Below are 16829 nucleotides of genomic sequence, written 5' to 3' on the forward strand. Positions count from 1 at the left end.
AGTCCGGCACGCCGTCACCGTCGGCATCCAGCGGGCAGCCGTCCTCGTCGACCGGAACGCCGCGCGGCGTGCCCGGACACTTGTCGCGGAAATCGGGAACGCCGTCACCATCCGAATCCACGGCGCAGCCCTTCTCGTCCACCAGCACGCCGGCCGGGGTGTTCGGGCAGGCGTCGAAGCGATCGGCCACGCCGTCGCCGTCGGAATCGGGCGGAGGCGGCGGCCAGGTGCCGATGCGGTACAGCACACCGATCGTGGCCTGGTAGTTGTAGAAATCGTCCTCGACCAGCACGCCTTCCTCGTCGATATGGTCGATGAGGTACTGGCCTTCCACGCGCAGGTCGAGGTTGTTGTTCAGTCGGAACAACGCGCCGATGCCGCCGTTGTACGACAGCCCGGTCACTTCCTCCTCCAGGAAGTTCACGTTGTGAATGCCGGCGCCGAGCAGTCCGTAGAAGCGCGCCCGGCGGCTGTCGTTGACGAACAGCATGAAGTTGCCGCCGCCCACCAGCCGTTCGTAGTCGGAGTTGATGTTCGCCACTTCGACCACGCCGCCGCTGACGAAGCCTTCCACGGCCATGCGGTGTCCGATGAACTTGCCGAAGGTCAGCATCCCGGCGGGGCCGTTGTCCTGATCGTCGCTATCGGTGACGAGGAAGCCCGCGTTCGCGGAGCCGAAGTAGCGATCATCAAAACCGATGTCGTACTCCTGCGCGTTGGCGCCGAACGGGGTGGCACAGAGCGCAATCAATGCGCAGGCGCCGACGAATCGGCAGAAACGAGTAATCATCCGAAACAGCTCCCTCGGGTGAATGCAATCCATTTGCAGACCAGCCTCACGTTGTAGTCTAGGGAAACACCGATGTATTTGCACGACTACGGCCCGGACCTGATGCACGCGCGGAGACGAACCGGACGGGGCGGCCGTGGTTCCCCACAATCCCACCGTCATGCAGGCCAGTCATGAAGAAACGCGTGGCCCGAAGCGGGTTTGTGTTCCCGGGGCCGGGTATCCGCCGGTCGGCGGGCGGGGTTCGTGAAAGAAGGTCCATGTTTCCCAAAGGACAGCAGCAGATGTCATGCCATTCCACAGTCCGTCCGCTCGCCGCGAGATCATGAGCACCGGGACGGTCGCGTTGCGTGTGCGTGATCTGCGCCGAAATTTCGGTGCGGTGGAGGCCGTTCGTGGTCTGAATCTGACGATCAGCACGGGCGAGTGCTTCGGATTGCTGGGGCCGAACGGGGCGGGCAAGACGACGACCATCGAACTGCTCGAAGGCATTCTCCAGCCCTCTTCGGGCAGCATCGATTATCTGGGCGAACCCCTGGGTGCGAGATTCCGGCGCGAGGCGGGCATCCAGTTCCAGCATACGGCCTTGCAGGATTTCCTCAGCGTGCGCGAACACCTGGAACTGTTCTCGCGGTTGTATCCGGATGCCGATTCCATCGATGCGGTCATGGCGCGTTGTGCCTTGACCGACCTGGCCGGCCGGGATGCGCGCAAGCTTTCCGGTGGCCAGCGTCAGCGGCTGTTGCTGGGCATCGCGCTGATCAACAATCCGACCGTGATCTTTCTGGATGAGCCGACAACCGGTCTGGACCCGCAGGCACGCCGGAATTTCTGGTCGCTGGTGGAGTCGATCAAGGCCGACGGCCGGACTGTGGTGCTGACCACGCATTACATGGAAGAGGCGTATCGGCTTTGTGACCGCATCGCGATCATGGATCACGGCCGGATCATCGCCGAAGGCACGCCGCGTGAGCTGCTGCGGCGCCATTTCGCCGGGGCGGTGCTCAGTCTGCCGGTGGCCGATCTGGATGCCTCCAAGGTCGATCTGGCGGCCTGGCGCGTTCACCACGATCGTGCCGAACGCGTCGTGGAGGATGTGGCGGCCGCGCTGGATGACCTGCGCTTCCAACGCGTGCCGTTGCAGCATCTTCAGATCCGGGAGCACACGCTGGAGGACCTGTTCATCGAGCTGACCGGCGAGGAGCTGCGGGCATGATGCTCCGGCGCATCCTGGCGATTACCCGAGCTCGCAATCTGGAGTTCGTTCGCGACCGCTCCGCGCTGGGGTGGAACATCCTGCTTCCGCTGTTGCTGGTGCTCGGTCTGGCAATCGTGTTCTCCGGCGACAACCAGCCCCTTTACAAGGTCGGGGTGTTGACGCAGGCGACGGCGCAGTTGCCGGATGCCGAGAGCGAACCGCTGATGGGGCTGCGGTTCACCCAGTTCGTGCCCGAGCTGGATCCGGAGCGTGCGATCCGGCTTGTCGAGCGGCACCGCCTCGATCTGCTGGTGGACTTCCAGGCCCGACGCTACTGGATCAACACGACCTCGCCGAAAGGCTATTCGCTGGAGCGCATCCTGGCCGGGTTGCCCGGCCCGCCGCTGGAACGTGCGACCGTCACCGGCGAGCAGACCCGTTACGTCGACTGGCTCGTGCCCGGCATTCTTGGCATGAACATGATGTTCTCCTGCCTGTTCGGGGTCGGCTACGTCATCGTTCGCTACCGCAAGGCGGGCTATCTGAAGCGGCTCAGCGCCACGCCGATCCGGCCGGCGGAATTTCTGATTGCGCAGATTCTCTCCCGCCTGCTGGTGATCATGGTCGTGACCTGCGCGGTGTTCGTGGGCACCGAATGGCTGATCGGGTTCCCGGTGGACGGCAGTCACCTGAGCCTGTTCGTGATCGCGCTGATCGGCGCCGTCGCGATGATCGCCATGGGCGTCGCGGTTGCGGCCAGGACGACCAGCGAGGAACTCGCCAACGGGCTGCTCAACCTCGTGACCTGGCCGATGATGATGGTCTCCGGCGTGTGGTTTTCCATCGAGGGCGCGCCGGCCGTGGTGGTCTGGCTGGCCCGCTGCCTGCCGCTGACCCACCTGCTGGAGGCGGCGCGGGCGGTGATGCTGGACGGCGTCGGCCTGATCGACGTGGCCGACCACCTGCTGATCCTGCTGGTCATCGCCGCCGGTTGTCTCGCCTTCGGTGCCTGGAGCTTTCGCTGGCGGGATGTGTGACGGCGCTCGTCGTGTCTGCGGGCTAGTTCGGTGGAAACGCCGTCCAGCCGCTGAGCCAGTTTTCCGCGGTACCGGGACGTAGCGCGCCGCGATGGCGGGCGCCGCCGTTCCAGAACTCGCCGCGCGGAATCGACGCCACGGCCGCCAGCGCCGGGCCGACATCGGGAGCGAAACGGGGTGCGATCGGGTCCAGCGCACCGGACAGATAGGCCGGATCGACGACGAACTGGTTCTCGCGTTCGGTCTGCTGCAGCCAGGTTGCGATATCGAAGCCCGCCGGATCCTCCCGGTCGATGCGGCGACCGCTGCGATCGCTGATGAACAGTGTGTGGCTGAGGGTCAGCTCGCCTGATTCGGCCAGGCCCTGCGAGCGATCCTGAATCGAGATCGCCTCGTCCTTGAAACCGGCGATGATCAGGTTCCGGAACGTGCCGGCCGTGCCTTCGCGCAGGGTCATGGCCCGCTGGGCGCGGGAGGCATTGGGATCGGCGATCAGCGTGACATTGACGAAGGTCGGCGCCGAGCGTGGTTCGGCGTCGGGATCGGGACCATTGTTGTCGCCCTCGAAGCCGTTGTCGCCAACGTCCCGACCCATCTGGACCACCAGTGACTGGACGTTGCCGGTCCAGCCCAGATCCCAGTCGAAGGCGTCATCGCCCGGTCGCGTGATCACCAGATTGCGCAGGTTCGCCGAGCCGCCGAACATCTCGATGCCGTCGTCCAGCGGGCTGTGGACCTGCACATGGCGTACGATGGTGCCTGCACCACAACCGGCCAGCGTCAGGCCGTTGAGTTCGTTATTCGCCGAGATTTCGAACCCGGCGAATTCGATGCGGACATATTCCATCACGCCGCAGGAGCCCTCGCCGTTCTTGCCACCGTAGGCGGCCAGCGGTTCGTCGGCGGGGACGCCCTCGATGCGCCCCAGCCCGACGTTGGTGGGCGCGTCGCCCATCAGCACCACGCCGCCCCAGTCGCCGGCCTGGCGTGAACCGATGGGCTGGGCGCTGGTGAACACGATCGGCGCGTCCGGTCGGCCGCGGGCGTGGAACTCCGCGCCGTTGGCGACCAGCAGCGCGGAACCCGGCTGGCCCAGCACGGTTACCCCGGGCTCGATGGTCAGTTTCACGCCCGGCTCGATGAACACGACCTGTTCCAGCACGATGCGTTTTCCCGCCTTCCAGGTCGTGCTGACTTCGATGTTGCCGCCGATGTGGTCGACGCTGGGTCCATTGTCCAGGCGCGTGAAGAACAGCACCGCCAGGACCAGGACGCCGGCCAGAATGCCGAAGCCCGTCAACAGCGCGCGCCGTGACTGCCGCTTTTTCGCGCGCGTGACGCTGGCCTCGAATTCGGTGGTCTGGTCGAAGTCGACGTGCTTCATGCCGGTGTCGACCTGACGCAACAGGCTGCCGGTGGGCGCCAGGGTCAGGATGCGCTGCGCTAGTTCGGCGACTGTCTTGTCCGCCGAGTTCGATGCCGCTGTCAGCGTGCTGTCACGGTAGTTCTGGTTGCCCAGAAGCGCGCTGAAGTGAATGTACGGCAATCCCTTGTCGGGGGATGCGTCGCACGCACGCTTGAGTTGCCACAGAAGCGTGATCGCTTCCGAATCGCCGGTCCTGGCCATCCCTGAAATCCGAGTCGTTCCCCGGATTCAGCCTAGGGATCACAGATGGCGGTTTGATGAACCGGGAGGCCGCATGAGGACGCCCCCACGCGAGTCAGTCCGCGCTGTTGTCCGCTTGCGGCGTGTCGCCGTACAGATGGCAGGACACCCAGTGCGGCTGCGCCTCCGAACCGAGGTTCTGCATCCTGGGCTCGATGGTGGAGCAATGCGGCATGGCGGCCGGGCAGCGGGTGTGGAACGGACAGCCGGATGGCGGGTTCATCGGCGATGGGACATCACCGGAGAGCACGATGCGTTCGGAACCCGCCTTCGGGTCCGGCACCGGAATCGCCGACATCAGCGCCTGGGTGTAGGGGTGCTTCGGGTCGGCGTAGAGATCGCCGGCACTGGCGGTTTCGACCAGTTTGCCCAGATACATCACCCCGACCTGGTGACTGATGTGCTGCACCACCGCCAGATCATGCGAGATGAACAGGAAGCTGATGCCGAACTCGGATTGCAGATCGTCGATCAGGTTCAGCACCTGCGACTGCACCGAAACATCCAGCGCGGACACCGCCTCGTCGGCGACGATGAACTTGGGATTCAGCGCCAGGGCGCGGGCGATACCGACGCGCTGACGCTGGCCACCGGAGAACTCGTGGGGGTAGCGATGCAGCACGGCACGCCGCAGCCCGACGACTTCCAGCAGTTCCTCGACCTTCTTGCGCCGCTCCGCCGGTGTGCCGATGCGGTGGACATCCAGCGGCTCGCGCAGGGTTTCGAACACCGTCCGTCGCGGGGACAGCGACGCGAACGGGTCCTGGAAGATGATCTGCATGTTCCGGCGCAGACGCTTGAGTTCGGAGCCGCTGGCCGCGGTCACGTCGGTCTCTTCGAGGAACACCTCGCCCTCGGTGGGTTCGTGCAGCCGCAGAATCGCGCGCCCCAGCGTGGACTTTCCGCAGCCGGATTCCCCCACCAGGCCCAGCGTCTTGCCGCGCTCGATATCGAAGCTGACGCCGTCCACCGCCTTGACCTGCGCCACCGTGCGACGCAGCACCCCTCCCTTGACCGGAAAATGTTTCGTCAGGCCGCGAACCCGGAGCAATGGCGTGCTCATGCGGTCACCACCGGATTGGGGTTGAAACAGGCCGCCACGGTCGCCGCGTCATTGTCGGCGTTCAATTCGGGATCGAACTGACCGCAGCGTTCCAGCGCCTGGCCGCAGCGATCTCGAAAGCGACAGCCGCGCGGCAGGTCCAGAAGATCCGGCACGATGCCGGGAATCGTCGGCAGCCGCGGCAGGCGGTCCGGGCGGATGCGCGGCACCGAGGCCAGCAGGCCGGCGGTGTAGGGATGGCGGGGGTACTCGAACAGGGCGTCGACCGGCCCCTGCTCGATGATCTTGCCGCAGTACATGACCGCGGCGCGATCACAGGTCTCGGCGACCACGCCGAGATCGTGCGTGATCAGGATGACCGCCGTGCCGTGATCGGCCGCGAGTTTCTTGATCAGCTCCAGCACCTGCGCCTGGATCGTCACGTCCAGCGCGGTGGTCGGTTCGTCGGCGATCAGCAGTTTCGGATCGCAGCTCAGCGCCATCGCGATCATCACGCGCTGGCGCATGCCGCCCGACAGCTGGTGCGGGTACTCGTCGATGCGTTTTTCCGGCGCCGGGATGCCGACCTCCGCCAGCATCTCGATCCCGCGTGCGCGTGCCTGCTTGCGCGACAGACCCTTGTGCCGTCGCAACACGTCACTGATCTGGTTGCCGATCGTGAACACCGGGTTCAGCGCGGTCATCGGCTCCTGGAAGATCATCGAGATGTCGCTGCCGCGCAGCTTGCGGTAGGCCTTCTCCGGCAGCCGGGTCAGATTCTCGCCAGCGAAGCGGATTTCGCCGCCCGCGATCCGGCCCGGCGGGCGCGGGATCAGCCCCATGATCGACAGGGACGTGACCGACTTGCCGCAGCCGGATTCGCCGACGATGCCCAGGGTCTCGCCTTCATTGACCTCGAAGGAGACACCATCGATGGCGCGGGCGATGCCGCGATCGGTGGCGAATTCCACCTGCAGGTTGTCGACTTCCAGTAGTGCCATGGATCAGTCAGCCGCCCGGCGTGTCACGCTTGTTTGCATCGCGCCGCTCAGCCGGTCTTTTTCGGGTCCAGCGCGTCCTGCAACGCGTCGGAGAACATGTTGAAGGCCATCACCAGCACGAACAGGAATGCGGATGCGGCGAGGAAGTTGTTGAAGAAGCCGGTGGTGACCTCGTTGGTGGACTCGGAAATCATCAGCCCCCAGGACACCCCGTTCTTCACGCCCAGCCCCAGGAAGGACAGGATCACCTCGCTCTTGATCGCCGAGACGAAGGTGATGGTCGCCTGCACCAGCAGGATGTGCGTGGTGTTGGGGATGATGTGGCGCGAGATGATGCGCAGTTCCGGTACACCCAGCGCGTGGGCGGCCTCGACGAACTCGAAGCCCTTGAGCCGGATCACCTCGGCGCGCACCAGCCGGGCCGTGGTCGTCCAGAACGTCGCCACCATCGCCACGTGCATGGAGAAGGCGTAGCCCTGCAACGCGAACGCGACCGCGGCGACGAACAGGTAGAACGGAATGGAGTCCAGCACGCCCTTCAGCCACAGGATGATCTCGTCGGGCCAGCGACCGGCGAAAAAGCCGGAAATCGCGCCCATGACGGCGCCCAGTATCGTCGACAGGATGGCGACGACCAGACCGATCTCGAACGCCGTCTTGGTGGAGAAGATCGCCCGCTCGAAGATGTCCTGACCGTTGCGGTTGGTGCCGAACCAGTGCTCGGCCGAGGCCTCGGCGTTGATGGTTGGCGTGAGCGTGTTCCAGTCCGTTCCCCACAGACCGGCCCAAACGCCCAGCGCGATCCCCAGGTAGACCAGCACGACCAGCAGCGAGGCCATGCCCCAGCGGTCGCGCAGGAACTTGCCGACGGCCTTGCTCCAGAGCGATTCGCTCTGTTTGCGCGGTGCCGGAGCGGCTTCGGTGGTGGTCGTGGCGTTCACTTCAGGGAAACTCGTGGATCAATCACCTTGTACATCACGTCGGTGGCGATCAGCGTCAGGACGAACAACACGGCCGTGGCGCCGACAACGGCCTTGAGAATCGGCTGGTCGCCGGTGGTGATGGCGTCGTAGGTGACCTTGCCGACGCCGGGGATGCCGAAATAGCTCTCGATGAGCAGGCTGCCGGAAATCACCACCAGCGGAATCGAGAACATGATCCGCGTCATGATCGGAATCGCCGCATTGCGCAGCACGTTGCGAAACAGCAGCTTGGCCGGCGGTGTGCCGAACGCGCGCGCCGTGCGCACGTGGTCGCGATTCATTTCCTCGACGACGACCGCGCGGTAGAAGCGGGTGTTGTAGCCCAGCGAGACGAACACGATGGCCAGTGTCGGCACGGTCACGTAGTAAAGATAGTCACCCAGGCTGTAGACCTCCCAGCCCCGGACCGGGAAGTAGTTCAGGCCGTAGCTGGACGACAGCAACACCTGGAAGCCGATGATGATGATCAGGAAACTGATCGACATGCCGACGACCGCGCCCGCCATGATCGCGCGATCGATCAGGCCGCCCCGGAAGAAGCCGGCGATGAGCGCAAGCAGCACGCCCAGCGCGTTCCCCAGGATGAAGCCCGGCAAGGTCAACGCCAGCGAGATCGGAATCGTGCGGGCGAGGATGCGCGAGACGCGCTCGCCGGTGGAGTCCGAATAGCCGAAGTCCAGCGTCACCAGCTCGCGCAGGTAGTCGCCGTATCGCACGAAGAACGGCTGGTCGTAACCCAGGTCGGCGCGGATTTCGGCGATCTGCTCGGGCGTGGCGTTCTTGCCGATCAGGTCGTAGGTCTTGTCCGGACCGAAATAAACCATCAGCACGAAGCTGATGAAGGTCACGCCCAGTACCAGCGGGATGCCGGTGACGAGCTTGCGCAGTGCGTATTGAAGGGTGTCCATGGGGCGCGGTCAGCCGCTCCTCACTCCGCGTCGCCGGTCTTCACATCCACGTATTTCAGCCAGAACCCGCCGAGGATCTCGCGGTCCGGCAGGCCGATCACGTTCTTGTGCCACAGGTAGATGCGGGTACGCGACAGGCCGGTCAGCGCGACGCAGTCGTCGATGACCATCTGGTTCATCCGGCGATAGATTTCCGTGCGTTCGGGGCCGGGCTGCATGACCGCGGTCTGCTTGTACAGCGCGTCGAATTCGGGATTCGAGTAGTTGGCGTTGTTTGAACCCGGCGTGTGGTTCGGGCCGTAGAACAGCTGCAGGGTGTTCTCGGCATCCGGATAGTCCAGTCCCCATCCCAGTCCGCCAACGTCGAACTTGTTGGTCTTGATGCCCTTGTTGAAGTCGCCGAACGTGGCGTAGCTGTCGCCACGCACCTTGTCGACCGGGAAACCCAGTTCCACCATGAACCCGCGGAACTGTTCGAACATCTGGCGATTGGTCACGCTGGCCACGTGTCCGTAGGTGATCTCGGGCAGGGTCTCGGGTGTCCAGCCGGCGTCCTTCAACGCCTTCCTGGCGGCGTCCATGTCCTGCGTGACCGAGTCCCGCGGCGTCTCGGGATCGAATTCCGGCACGACCGGGGTAATCACGCCGGGAAAGACATTACCGATGCCCGAGTAGAAGCGGGCGTTACGCTCGGCCCAGGAGAACGCGTCAACCATGGCGCAGCGCAGCGCCTTGTTTTTGGCATCGGTGTCCGGGTCATCGCTGGTGCCCAGCGCGGGGCGGTCCATGTTGAAGTAGGTGTAGACGAAGCCCGCTTCGGTCCCGTAATAGCTGAAGTAGCGATCCGACCACTCCTTCTTCAGCGTGATCGGGTCCTTGCTGGCCAGTACCCCGTCGACCTGTTCGACCGGGACATGCGAGTACTGCACTTCCTTGTCCGAGGTGAACGATGCCCAGCGGGAAGCGGTTTCAGTGATGAAGTCGATTTCCAGGCGGTCGACGAACGGCGGCGCCTTGCCGTCGATCGCCTCCAGGCCGAACTGGCCGTGCAGTTCCGGGTCGTAGCCTTCCGCGGCCAGATCGACGGGCTCCTGGCGGAAATTCTTGTTCGGAACCAGCACGGCCTTGGCCGTGGTGAAGCGTTCCATCCGGAACGGCCCCGACCCCACCGGATGCACCGAGAGTTCGCGGCCGTATTTTTCCACGGCTTCCCGCGGAACAATGCCGGAAAAGCCCATCGCCAGCGTGTAGATCAGCTGCGGAAACGGCTTAACCAGCTTGATCTGGACCGTGTGGTCATCCAGCGCCTTCAGCCCTTCCACGTCCTCGCCGTAATCGGCGCCGTTCTCTTTCCACTCATCCAGGCCGACGATCTTGCCCTGCCAGAGCCAGGCGCCCTGCGACCGATTCTGCGGGTCGAAATGACGCTTGATGGAATAGACGAAGTCCTGGGCGACGACCTCACGCCCCTTGCCGTCCGGGAATGCGGGGTCGTCGATGAAGCCGGAACCTTCCTTGAGCTGGATGGTGTAGGTCAGGCCATCCTCGGATACGTCGGGCAAGGCCTTCGCCAGATTCGGCTTGAGCTCGTAAGGACGGGTCAGATACTTGTAGCTGTAAAGCGTGTCGTAGGTGTTCAGCACCACGAAGTTGGAATAGATCACCGCGGACTGGACCGGGTCCAGGTTGACCGGAGCGCCATCCATGGAATGGCGGTAGACCTTCAGCGGCGTGCCGTCCGCCTTGGTCTGCGGCTGTCCGCCACCCCCGCACGCGGCGAACGTGGTCAGGGCAACAGCGGTCGCGGCCGCGCTCAGGATTCGCGGTGTACGGTTCAACATGGATGAATTCTCCGGGAGGCTCGCTGGCCCGTCCTGGCGCTTCTGTCGGCGTCGTTCGGGCTCGAGGTCTTCAACAGGGGGTGCCGCCGATCGATGGCTGGCGATGGGGATTACCATACCAAATGCGTGCCAGAACGGTCATGCGCTCGCACGCGGGGACGGGGTTAGCGCGGCATCGGCGTCTGGTTGCCGGCGTCGATCTTGACCCGCCAGGAGCCATCCGGCTGGCGCTCCCAGACGTTCAGATACTTCCCGCGCGAGACCGGTTCGCCGTTGGCGCGCTTGACCGCGAGATAGCGCCCCCAGGTCCAGCCCAGATCGCCAGATTCGGCGACCTGGCCGGCTTCCGGTTCCCAGGTCACGGTGAACTCCTGCGACGAGCTCTGCATGGTGTTGACGATGTTCGGTCGTCCGAACACCGGCGGAGCATCCTGGGGCAGACGGACGGCGTCCTCCACCAGATACTGATCCAGCGCGGTCGCGAATCCGTGTTGCGCCGAAGCCTCGGAGAAGGCGCGGTCGACGCTCAGCAGCTCGTGGATATCGGTGGGCGGCAGGCCGGGGGGCTCCGTGGTCGTGGCACAGCCGGCCAGCATCACTCCGCAGACCAGGCCGATCCGGATCGTATAGCGCCGCACTGCTGTCACCCTGATGTCAGACGAGACCGCTACTGTAGCGGTGTTCGGGGACTTGTAGACTCCGACGCCCCGCAAATTTTCACCGGTCGTCGATTCATGCGCTGCTCCCAGTTGTCGCCGTTAACCGCCCGAGCGCTGCGCGCCATGCTCAGCCTGGCGCTGGTTGCCGTGGTGGGCGCCTGTGGTCGCAGCGATCCGCCCGCCGGTGGACCGGATGCGCCGGTGAATCCGCCGCCCGGCGCCACGATTTGCGCGCCGGGGGAGCCAATGGTGGAGCTTACCGGTGAGGTGGCGTCATCCGACGCAAAGACCTACCGGATTCTGCCGTTCTTCGTGGCGCCGGGCACGGGCCGCATCGAAGTGGCCTACGGCTGGACCGAGGGCGGCGTGCTGCCGAGTACCCCGCTAACGGCGACGACGCTGGATCTGGGTGTCTGGGACCAGCACGGTTACCGGACCGCGGCCGGATTTCGTGGATGGTCCGGAAGCCGGCAGGGGCGTCTGGATCAGGACCGCGGTCCGGTGTTCATCGCCGCGGACGAGGCGGATCGGGGCTACCGCCCCGGTGTGATCGAACCGGGCCTGTGGTCGGTGGAGCTCGGCATCGCGGCCGTGGGTCCGTCCGGCGCGAGCTGGACCGTCCAGATCGCCTGTCTCTCGGGGAGCGGGGCCGGGGCGCCGGTTGCCGATCCGGTGGATCCGGATCACGTGGCCGTCGCCGCGCCCGGCTGGTACCACGGCGATTTCCACATGCACGGCTACCACTCCAACCCCAACGCGCCGGACTGGGACGGCTTCATCGAGCAGGCAAGGGCGGCCGACCTGGATTTCCTGATGGTCACCGAATACGTCACGGGGCGGCACTGGGCGCAGCTCGGCCCGGTCCAGCGCGCCAACCCCGACCTGCTGATCTGGCCGGGGCGCGAGATCATCACCTACTTCGGTCACGCCAATACCTTCGGCGAGACGCCGGATGTCATCGAGTACCGGCATGGCTTCGAGGACGTGACCCTGGGCGCGGTCCAGCAGGCGAGTGTCGAAGCCGGCGCGCTGTTCGGAGTCAATCACCCGACGACCTTCGAGGGTGCGCTGTTCGAGAACTTCTGCCGCGGTTGCGCGTTTCAGCTGGAAGACGACATCGACTGGTCGCTGGTCGACACCATCGAGGTTCAGAACGGACCGGCGCGCGTGTCCGGCAGCGAGGTCGGCCTGCCGATTCCGCTGGAGATTCAGAATCCGTTCACCCTGACCGCATTGCAACTCTGGGATGAAGTCATTGCCGGCGGCGCGTTTCCCACCGCCGTGTCCGGCTCGGATTCCAAGGGAGTGGATGCGCCGGAGGATCGGGCCCGCAAGGGCTACGGCAGCTCGGCGACCGTGGTCTACGCCCAGGAGCTTTCACGCGCCGCGCTGGCCGACGCGATCCGCGCCGGTCACGCCTATGTAAAGACACTGGGAGCCACCGGTTCGCCCGACGTGACCATGGAGGTGGCGACGGCGGACGGTCAGAGCGGCATCTACGGTGACAGCGTCGCCGCTGACTCGGCGACGCTCACGACCACGGTCACCGGCGGCACCGGTCAGACGCTGACTTATCTATCCGACGGCGCGGTCGCCCGGGTCGTTCCGATTCTCACGGACCCGTTCGTCGACACCTGGGAAGCCGGCCGCTCGGATGGGTCGGGACCGCTGGGCACGGCGATCCGCTTGCAGGTCGCCACGCTGGACGTGATCACGGTGATCGGCAACCCCGTCTTTCTGACGCCACCAGCTCCCTGATTCGGCTGTATGGCGGCGCCGTTGGCGAATTCGCCGCCGCCCCATATGCTTGGTTAACCAACCGGGTCGAACGATGTCAGCCGAACACGAAGCCTCGCCAGATGCCCTGTCCCCCGCCGCGGCCGAACTGCTTGCCAGGGTTCGCCGCCGAGCGCCGCAGGACGCCGTCCGTTTGCTGGAGCGGGCCGACGAGGCGCTGGCTGTCGAGGCCCTGGCGCAGTTGTCGCAGACCGCGCGCCGCCGAATCCTGTCGGCGATGGAGGCTCCGAAACGTGATGCGCTGAGCGCTGCCCTGGGGGCGCCGACGCTGTCCGACGCGAAGGCCGATCCGCGCACCGTCGGCGCCTTGGCCGAGGCCGCGCCGCTGACCGTGACGCGCGATACCCAGGTGCGGGAGGTGACCGAACAGGTGCGTGTCGCCAGCCGGACCAGCCTGGTGACCTATGTCTACGTGCTGGATGAGCAGACGCTGGTGGGCGTGCTGACCATGCGTGACCTGCTGCTGGCCGACCCGGAGGCGCCGGTGTCGGATGTGATGCTCGCCGATCCGTTCTTCCTGACCCCGGATGTCAGTGTCGAGTCGGCGATGCGCGCGATGGTCCATCGCCACTACCCGGTCTACCCGGTTTGTCGTGAGGACGGGCATTTTCTCGGCGTCGTGCCCGGCTACGCCCTGTTCGAGGAACACACCTTCGAGCTGACCGCCCAGCCCGGGTTGATGGTCGGTGTCGACGAGGACGAGCAGGTCGGCACGCCCTGGACGCGTTCGCTAAAGCTGCGGCATCCGTGGTTGCAGGTGAATCTGATTACCGCCTTCGCCGCGGCCGCGGTGGTGGGCTTGTTCGAGGGCACGCTGGAACGCATCGTCATCCTGGCCGCGTTTCTGCCCGTGCTGGCCGGGCAGGCCGGCAACACCGGCTGCCAGGCCATGGCGGTGACGCTGCGCGGACTGGCGCTGAACGAGGTGCCGACCTCGGTGGTGAACGGGCTGCTGCGCAAGGAGGCGGTGCTGGGGCTGGTCAATGGCTTGCTGACCGGACTGTCGGCGGCGGCGGGCATGTGGATTTACGCCTCGATGACAGGCACCGACGGCGCGCTGACGCTGGCGTTGGTGGTCGTGCTGGCGATGATCGGCAGCTGCCTGCTCAGCGGTGTGGTCGGCGTCGCCGTTCCCCTGACCCTCAAGAAGGTCGGTGCCGATCCGGCGACCGCGTCCAGCATTTTCCTGACCACCGCGACCGATGTTGTGAGCCTCGGATTGTTTCTCGGCCTGGCGTCCTTGCTGCTTCTTTAAGAGGCTGCTCTTCAGCAGCCTACCAAGTCCGTCGTGGCGTCTCGCCGAGCGGGACAGGACCTCGGCGGTTGGTGTCACGCGGCTGGTTCGGGCGTGCGCGCCCAGACGCAGGTCAGCACATGGGCATCCGTGGTCAGACACACGCCAGCCAGGGTTGGCATTTCTGCCTTCCACTGACAGTCCGGTGTCGGTTCAAAGCGCAGCGACCCTTCCTCGACGCCGACCGAGACATCCTGAAATCTGAGCGGCGCCACGCCCAGCGGGGCGAGGCACTTGTAGATGGCCTCCTTGGCGGAAAAGCGCAGCGCCGGGGGCAGGTCGTCGGCATCGATTTCCGCGGGTGTCAGGACGTGTTGTTGCGCGGCCGGGCTCAGCGGTTTGTGGCGTTCGGCGTCGATGCCCAGACCCCGCAGCCCGCTGTCCGGGCCGACCCAGGCCGCTGCGACACCGCGCGTGTGGGTGATGCTGCCGACGATGCGCGGCGGCCATGCACAGCCGCCATCCGGATGGGCGCCGAGGTCGCCGGGTTCCACGCCCAGCGTCTCCAGCGCGGTTCTTGCGAGGTGTCGACCCATGCCGTACTGAGCGCGACGACGGGGATGCCGCGGTGCGTTCGCGGGCAGCCTGTCCAGTTGGAGTTCAGCCGTCATGCCGGAGCCATCCGGCTGATCCGGCCCCAGTGCCAGGACGCTGTCCGGCGGAAGTCCGGCGACCAGAGCCCGCAGGGCCGAATCCGGAAACGGGCAGGACTGGAGCGAATCCCAAAGCGTGATCAGACGGCTGGTCATGGCTTCATTGTCGCTTGAATCGCGATCCCCTTCGTGGCTTGCGGCCGGTTTTCAGGCGCAATCCCGCGTTGTCGCTTGCTGACCTGGATAACCGCGCGGCATTCACGCCGCCTGGGCCTGCGCGAAAACCGCCTCCGTCCTGGTGGTGCGAATAAACCGGTGTTTCCCTAGACTACGCCGGCATTTCGACGAATCGGCGTCCCTTGATTCCACTGCACTATCGCATCGAGCCGGCGGAGCCGGCGGCGCACCGCTTCCACGTGGCCCTGACCATCCAGCATCCCGATCCCGCCGGGCAATGGCTGGCCCTGCCCGCGTGGATTCCGGGTAGCTATCTGGTTCGGGACTTCGCCCGCAACGTGCTGACGCTGGTCGCGGAGTGCGCGGGTGAGCCGGTCGAGGTTCGGCAGATCGACAAGGATCGTTGGCGCGTCGATCCGGTCGCGGGGCCGCTGACCGTCATGATCGAGGTCCATGCCTACGACACCTCGGTGCGCACGGCGTACCTGGATACCGAGCGGGGTTTCTTCAACGCGACTTCGCTTTGCCTGCGCGTGGTTGGCCAGGAGCAGCAGCCCTGCACGGTGGACCTGGTGGCGCCCGATCCCGAGGCCGTGACCGGTCGCTGGCGCGTGGCGACCTCCATGCGTCCGCTGGAAGCCGAGCCCTGGGGTTTCGGCCGCTACGGCTGCGACCACTACGATGAGCTGATCGACCATCCCGTGGAGATGGGCGAGTTCGATGTCGTTGAATTCGTCGCCGGCGGGCGGCCGCATGCCATCGCCATGACCGGTGCCGGCCGCTTCGATGCCGATGCGCTGGCCAGTGACGTTGCCCGGGTCTGCGACGCCCAGGTCGAGCTGTTCGGCGAGCTGCCCTGCGATCGCTACCTGTTCCTGAACAACGTGACCGCTGACGGGTACGGCGGGCTGGAGCATCGCTATTCCAGCGCGCTGGCGTCGCCGCGACGCGCGATGCCGGTGACCGCCGGCGGCGCATGCTCCGACGACTACGTGAACTTCCTGGGTCTGGTCAGCCACGAGTATTTCCACCTGTGGAATGTCCGGCGGCTGATGCCTGGCGCGGTCGCCACCTCGTCACTGATGGGGCCGGCCTACTTCGAGGACCTTTGGGCCTACGAGGGCATCACCAGTTATTACGACGACCTCGGACTGTTGCGCGCGGGTCTGATCGACGCGCCGCGCTATCTGGACCTGCTGGCCAAGCAGATGACGCGGCTGCAACGCAATCCCGGCCGCTACCGGCAGTCGCTGGCCGACTCCAGCAGGCTGGCGTGGACCAAGTTCTACCAGCAGGACGCCAGCGCGCCGAATGCCATCGTCAGCTACTACAACAAGGGTGCGCTGGTCGCCTGCGCGCTGGACCTGACGCTGCGTCGCGAGACTGGCGGGGCCTGTTCGCTGGACGATGTGATGCGCGAGCTGTGGGCGCGCTACGGCCGGGGGATGAAACCGATTCCCGACGCCGCGATCGAACGGGTCGCCGCCGAGGTGTCGGGTCTCGATCTCGGCGATTTCTTCGACGCGATGATCCGCACGCCGGGCGAGGTGCCGCTGCCCGATCTGCTGGCCGATTTCGGTGTTGATGCCGACGTCCGTCCGGCGACCGCGCCGGATGACGTCGGTGGACGCCAGGGCGCCGACGCACCGGCCCCGCGCTGCTGGGCGGGACTGTCGGTCAAGGGCCAGCGCCAGCCACGGCTGACCACGGTGCTGGATGAGTCACCGGCCCGTGCCGCCGGCCTGGCTCCGGGTGACAGGCTCGTCGCGCTGGATTTCGAGGAGGCGACGCCGGCGGTGATCCGCGCGCTGGAGCAGCGGCGCGCACCCGGGGAAACCATCGA

General features: G+C 65.8%; 14 protein-coding genes. 5 read left to right on the top strand and 9 right to left on the bottom strand.

Features of this window, described 5'->3' with window-relative positions; translation table 11 throughout:
• On the bottom strand, nt 1-790 hold a 790-nt coding region (locus tag ABNS06_RS02135), incomplete at its 3' end, for an outer membrane beta-barrel protein (RefSeq protein WP_348672316.1).
• Between the two features lie 325 nt (nt 791-1115).
• Here ABNS06_RS02135 and ABNS06_RS02140 point away from each other — a divergent pair.
• Entirely contained in the window at nt 1116-2006 is an 891-nt protein-coding gene (locus tag ABNS06_RS02140) for an ABC transporter ATP-binding protein (RefSeq protein WP_348672317.1), read from the top strand.
• On the top strand, nt 2003-3025 hold the full coding sequence (locus tag ABNS06_RS02145) for an ABC transporter permease (RefSeq protein WP_348672318.1): 1023 nt from the start codon (nt 2003-2005) through the stop codon (nt 3023-3025). Before ABNS06_RS02140 ends, ABNS06_RS02145 begins: the two co-directional genes overlap by 4 nt.
• A 22-nt stretch (nt 3026-3047) precedes the next feature.
• Here the strand turns inward: ABNS06_RS02145 and ABNS06_RS02150 are convergent, their stop codons facing one another.
• From ABNS06_RS02150 to ABNS06_RS02180, 7 genes are all read right to left on the bottom strand, one after another.
• Nucleotides 3048-4652 carry a hypothetical protein gene (locus ABNS06_RS02150; RefSeq protein WP_348672319.1) on the bottom strand — a complete coding sequence of 535 codons (1605 nt, stop codon included), beginning with the start codon at nt 4650-4652 and terminating at the stop codon, nt 3048-3050.
• 94 nt (nt 4653-4746) lie between these two features.
• Nucleotides 4747-5754 carry a dipeptide ABC transporter ATP-binding protein gene (locus tag ABNS06_RS02155; RefSeq protein WP_348672320.1) on the bottom strand — a complete coding sequence of 336 codons (1008 nt, stop codon included), beginning with the start codon at nt 5752-5754 and terminating at the stop codon, nt 4747-4749.
• A complete protein-coding gene (locus ABNS06_RS02160; RefSeq protein WP_348672321.1) occupies nt 5751-6734 on the bottom strand; it encodes an ABC transporter ATP-binding protein in 984 nt (327 codons plus the stop codon). Before ABNS06_RS02160 ends, ABNS06_RS02155 begins: the two co-directional genes overlap by 4 nt.
• A 47-nt stretch (nt 6735-6781) precedes the next feature.
• Nucleotides 6782-7675, bottom strand: a complete 894-nt coding sequence (locus ABNS06_RS02165; protein WP_348672322.1) for an ABC transporter permease — start codon at nt 7673-7675, stop codon at nt 6782-6784.
• Nucleotides 7672-8625, bottom strand: coding sequence for an ABC transporter permease (locus ABNS06_RS02170; protein ID WP_348672323.1), 954 nt, complete (start codon nt 8623-8625; stop codon nt 7672-7674). The genes ABNS06_RS02165 and ABNS06_RS02170 overlap by 4 nt, the downstream gene beginning before the upstream one ends.
• Before the next feature lie 20 nt (nt 8626-8645).
• Nucleotides 8646-10466: an ABC transporter substrate-binding protein gene (locus ABNS06_RS02175; RefSeq protein ID WP_348672324.1), complete on the bottom strand. Its 1821-nt coding sequence runs from the start codon at nt 10464-10466 to the stop codon at nt 8646-8648.
• 164 nt (nt 10467-10630) lie between these two features.
• Nucleotides 10631-11104, bottom strand: a complete 474-nt coding sequence (locus ABNS06_RS02180) for a nuclear transport factor 2 family protein (RefSeq protein ID WP_348672325.1) — start codon at nt 11102-11104, stop codon at nt 10631-10633.
• Between the two features lie 96 nt (nt 11105-11200).
• Here ABNS06_RS02180 and ABNS06_RS02185 point away from each other — a divergent pair, with 96 nt between their 5' ends.
• The gene (locus tag ABNS06_RS02185; RefSeq protein ID WP_348672326.1) at nt 11201-12883 is read left to right on the top strand and encodes a CehA/McbA family metallohydrolase; all 1683 of its coding nucleotides are present in this window, start codon (nt 11201-11203) and stop codon (nt 12881-12883) included.
• A 73-nt stretch (nt 12884-12956) separates the two neighbouring features.
• The gene (locus ABNS06_RS02190) at nt 12957-14177 is read left to right on the top strand and encodes a magnesium transporter (RefSeq protein WP_348672327.1); all 1221 of its coding nucleotides are present in this window, start codon (nt 12957-12959) and stop codon (nt 14175-14177) included.
• Between the two features lie 74 nt (nt 14178-14251).
• Here the strand turns inward: ABNS06_RS02190 and ABNS06_RS02195 are convergent, their stop codons facing one another.
• Nucleotides 14252-14965, bottom strand: coding sequence for a 4'-phosphopantetheinyl transferase superfamily protein (locus tag ABNS06_RS02195; RefSeq protein ID WP_348672328.1), 714 nt, complete (start codon nt 14963-14965; stop codon nt 14252-14254).
• A 203-nt stretch (nt 14966-15168) separates the two neighbouring features.
• On the opposite strand from ABNS06_RS02195, the gene ABNS06_RS02200 reads away from it, so the two are divergent.
• Nucleotides 15169-16829, top strand: a 1661-nt coding sequence (locus ABNS06_RS02200) for a peptidase M61 (protein ID WP_348672329.1), incomplete at its 3' end; no start/stop codon positions are given.

It is taken from the genome of uncultured Abyssibacter sp., from assembly GCF_964000955.1.
Classification (GTDB): domain Bacteria; phylum Pseudomonadota; class Gammaproteobacteria; order Nevskiales; family OUC007; genus Abyssibacter.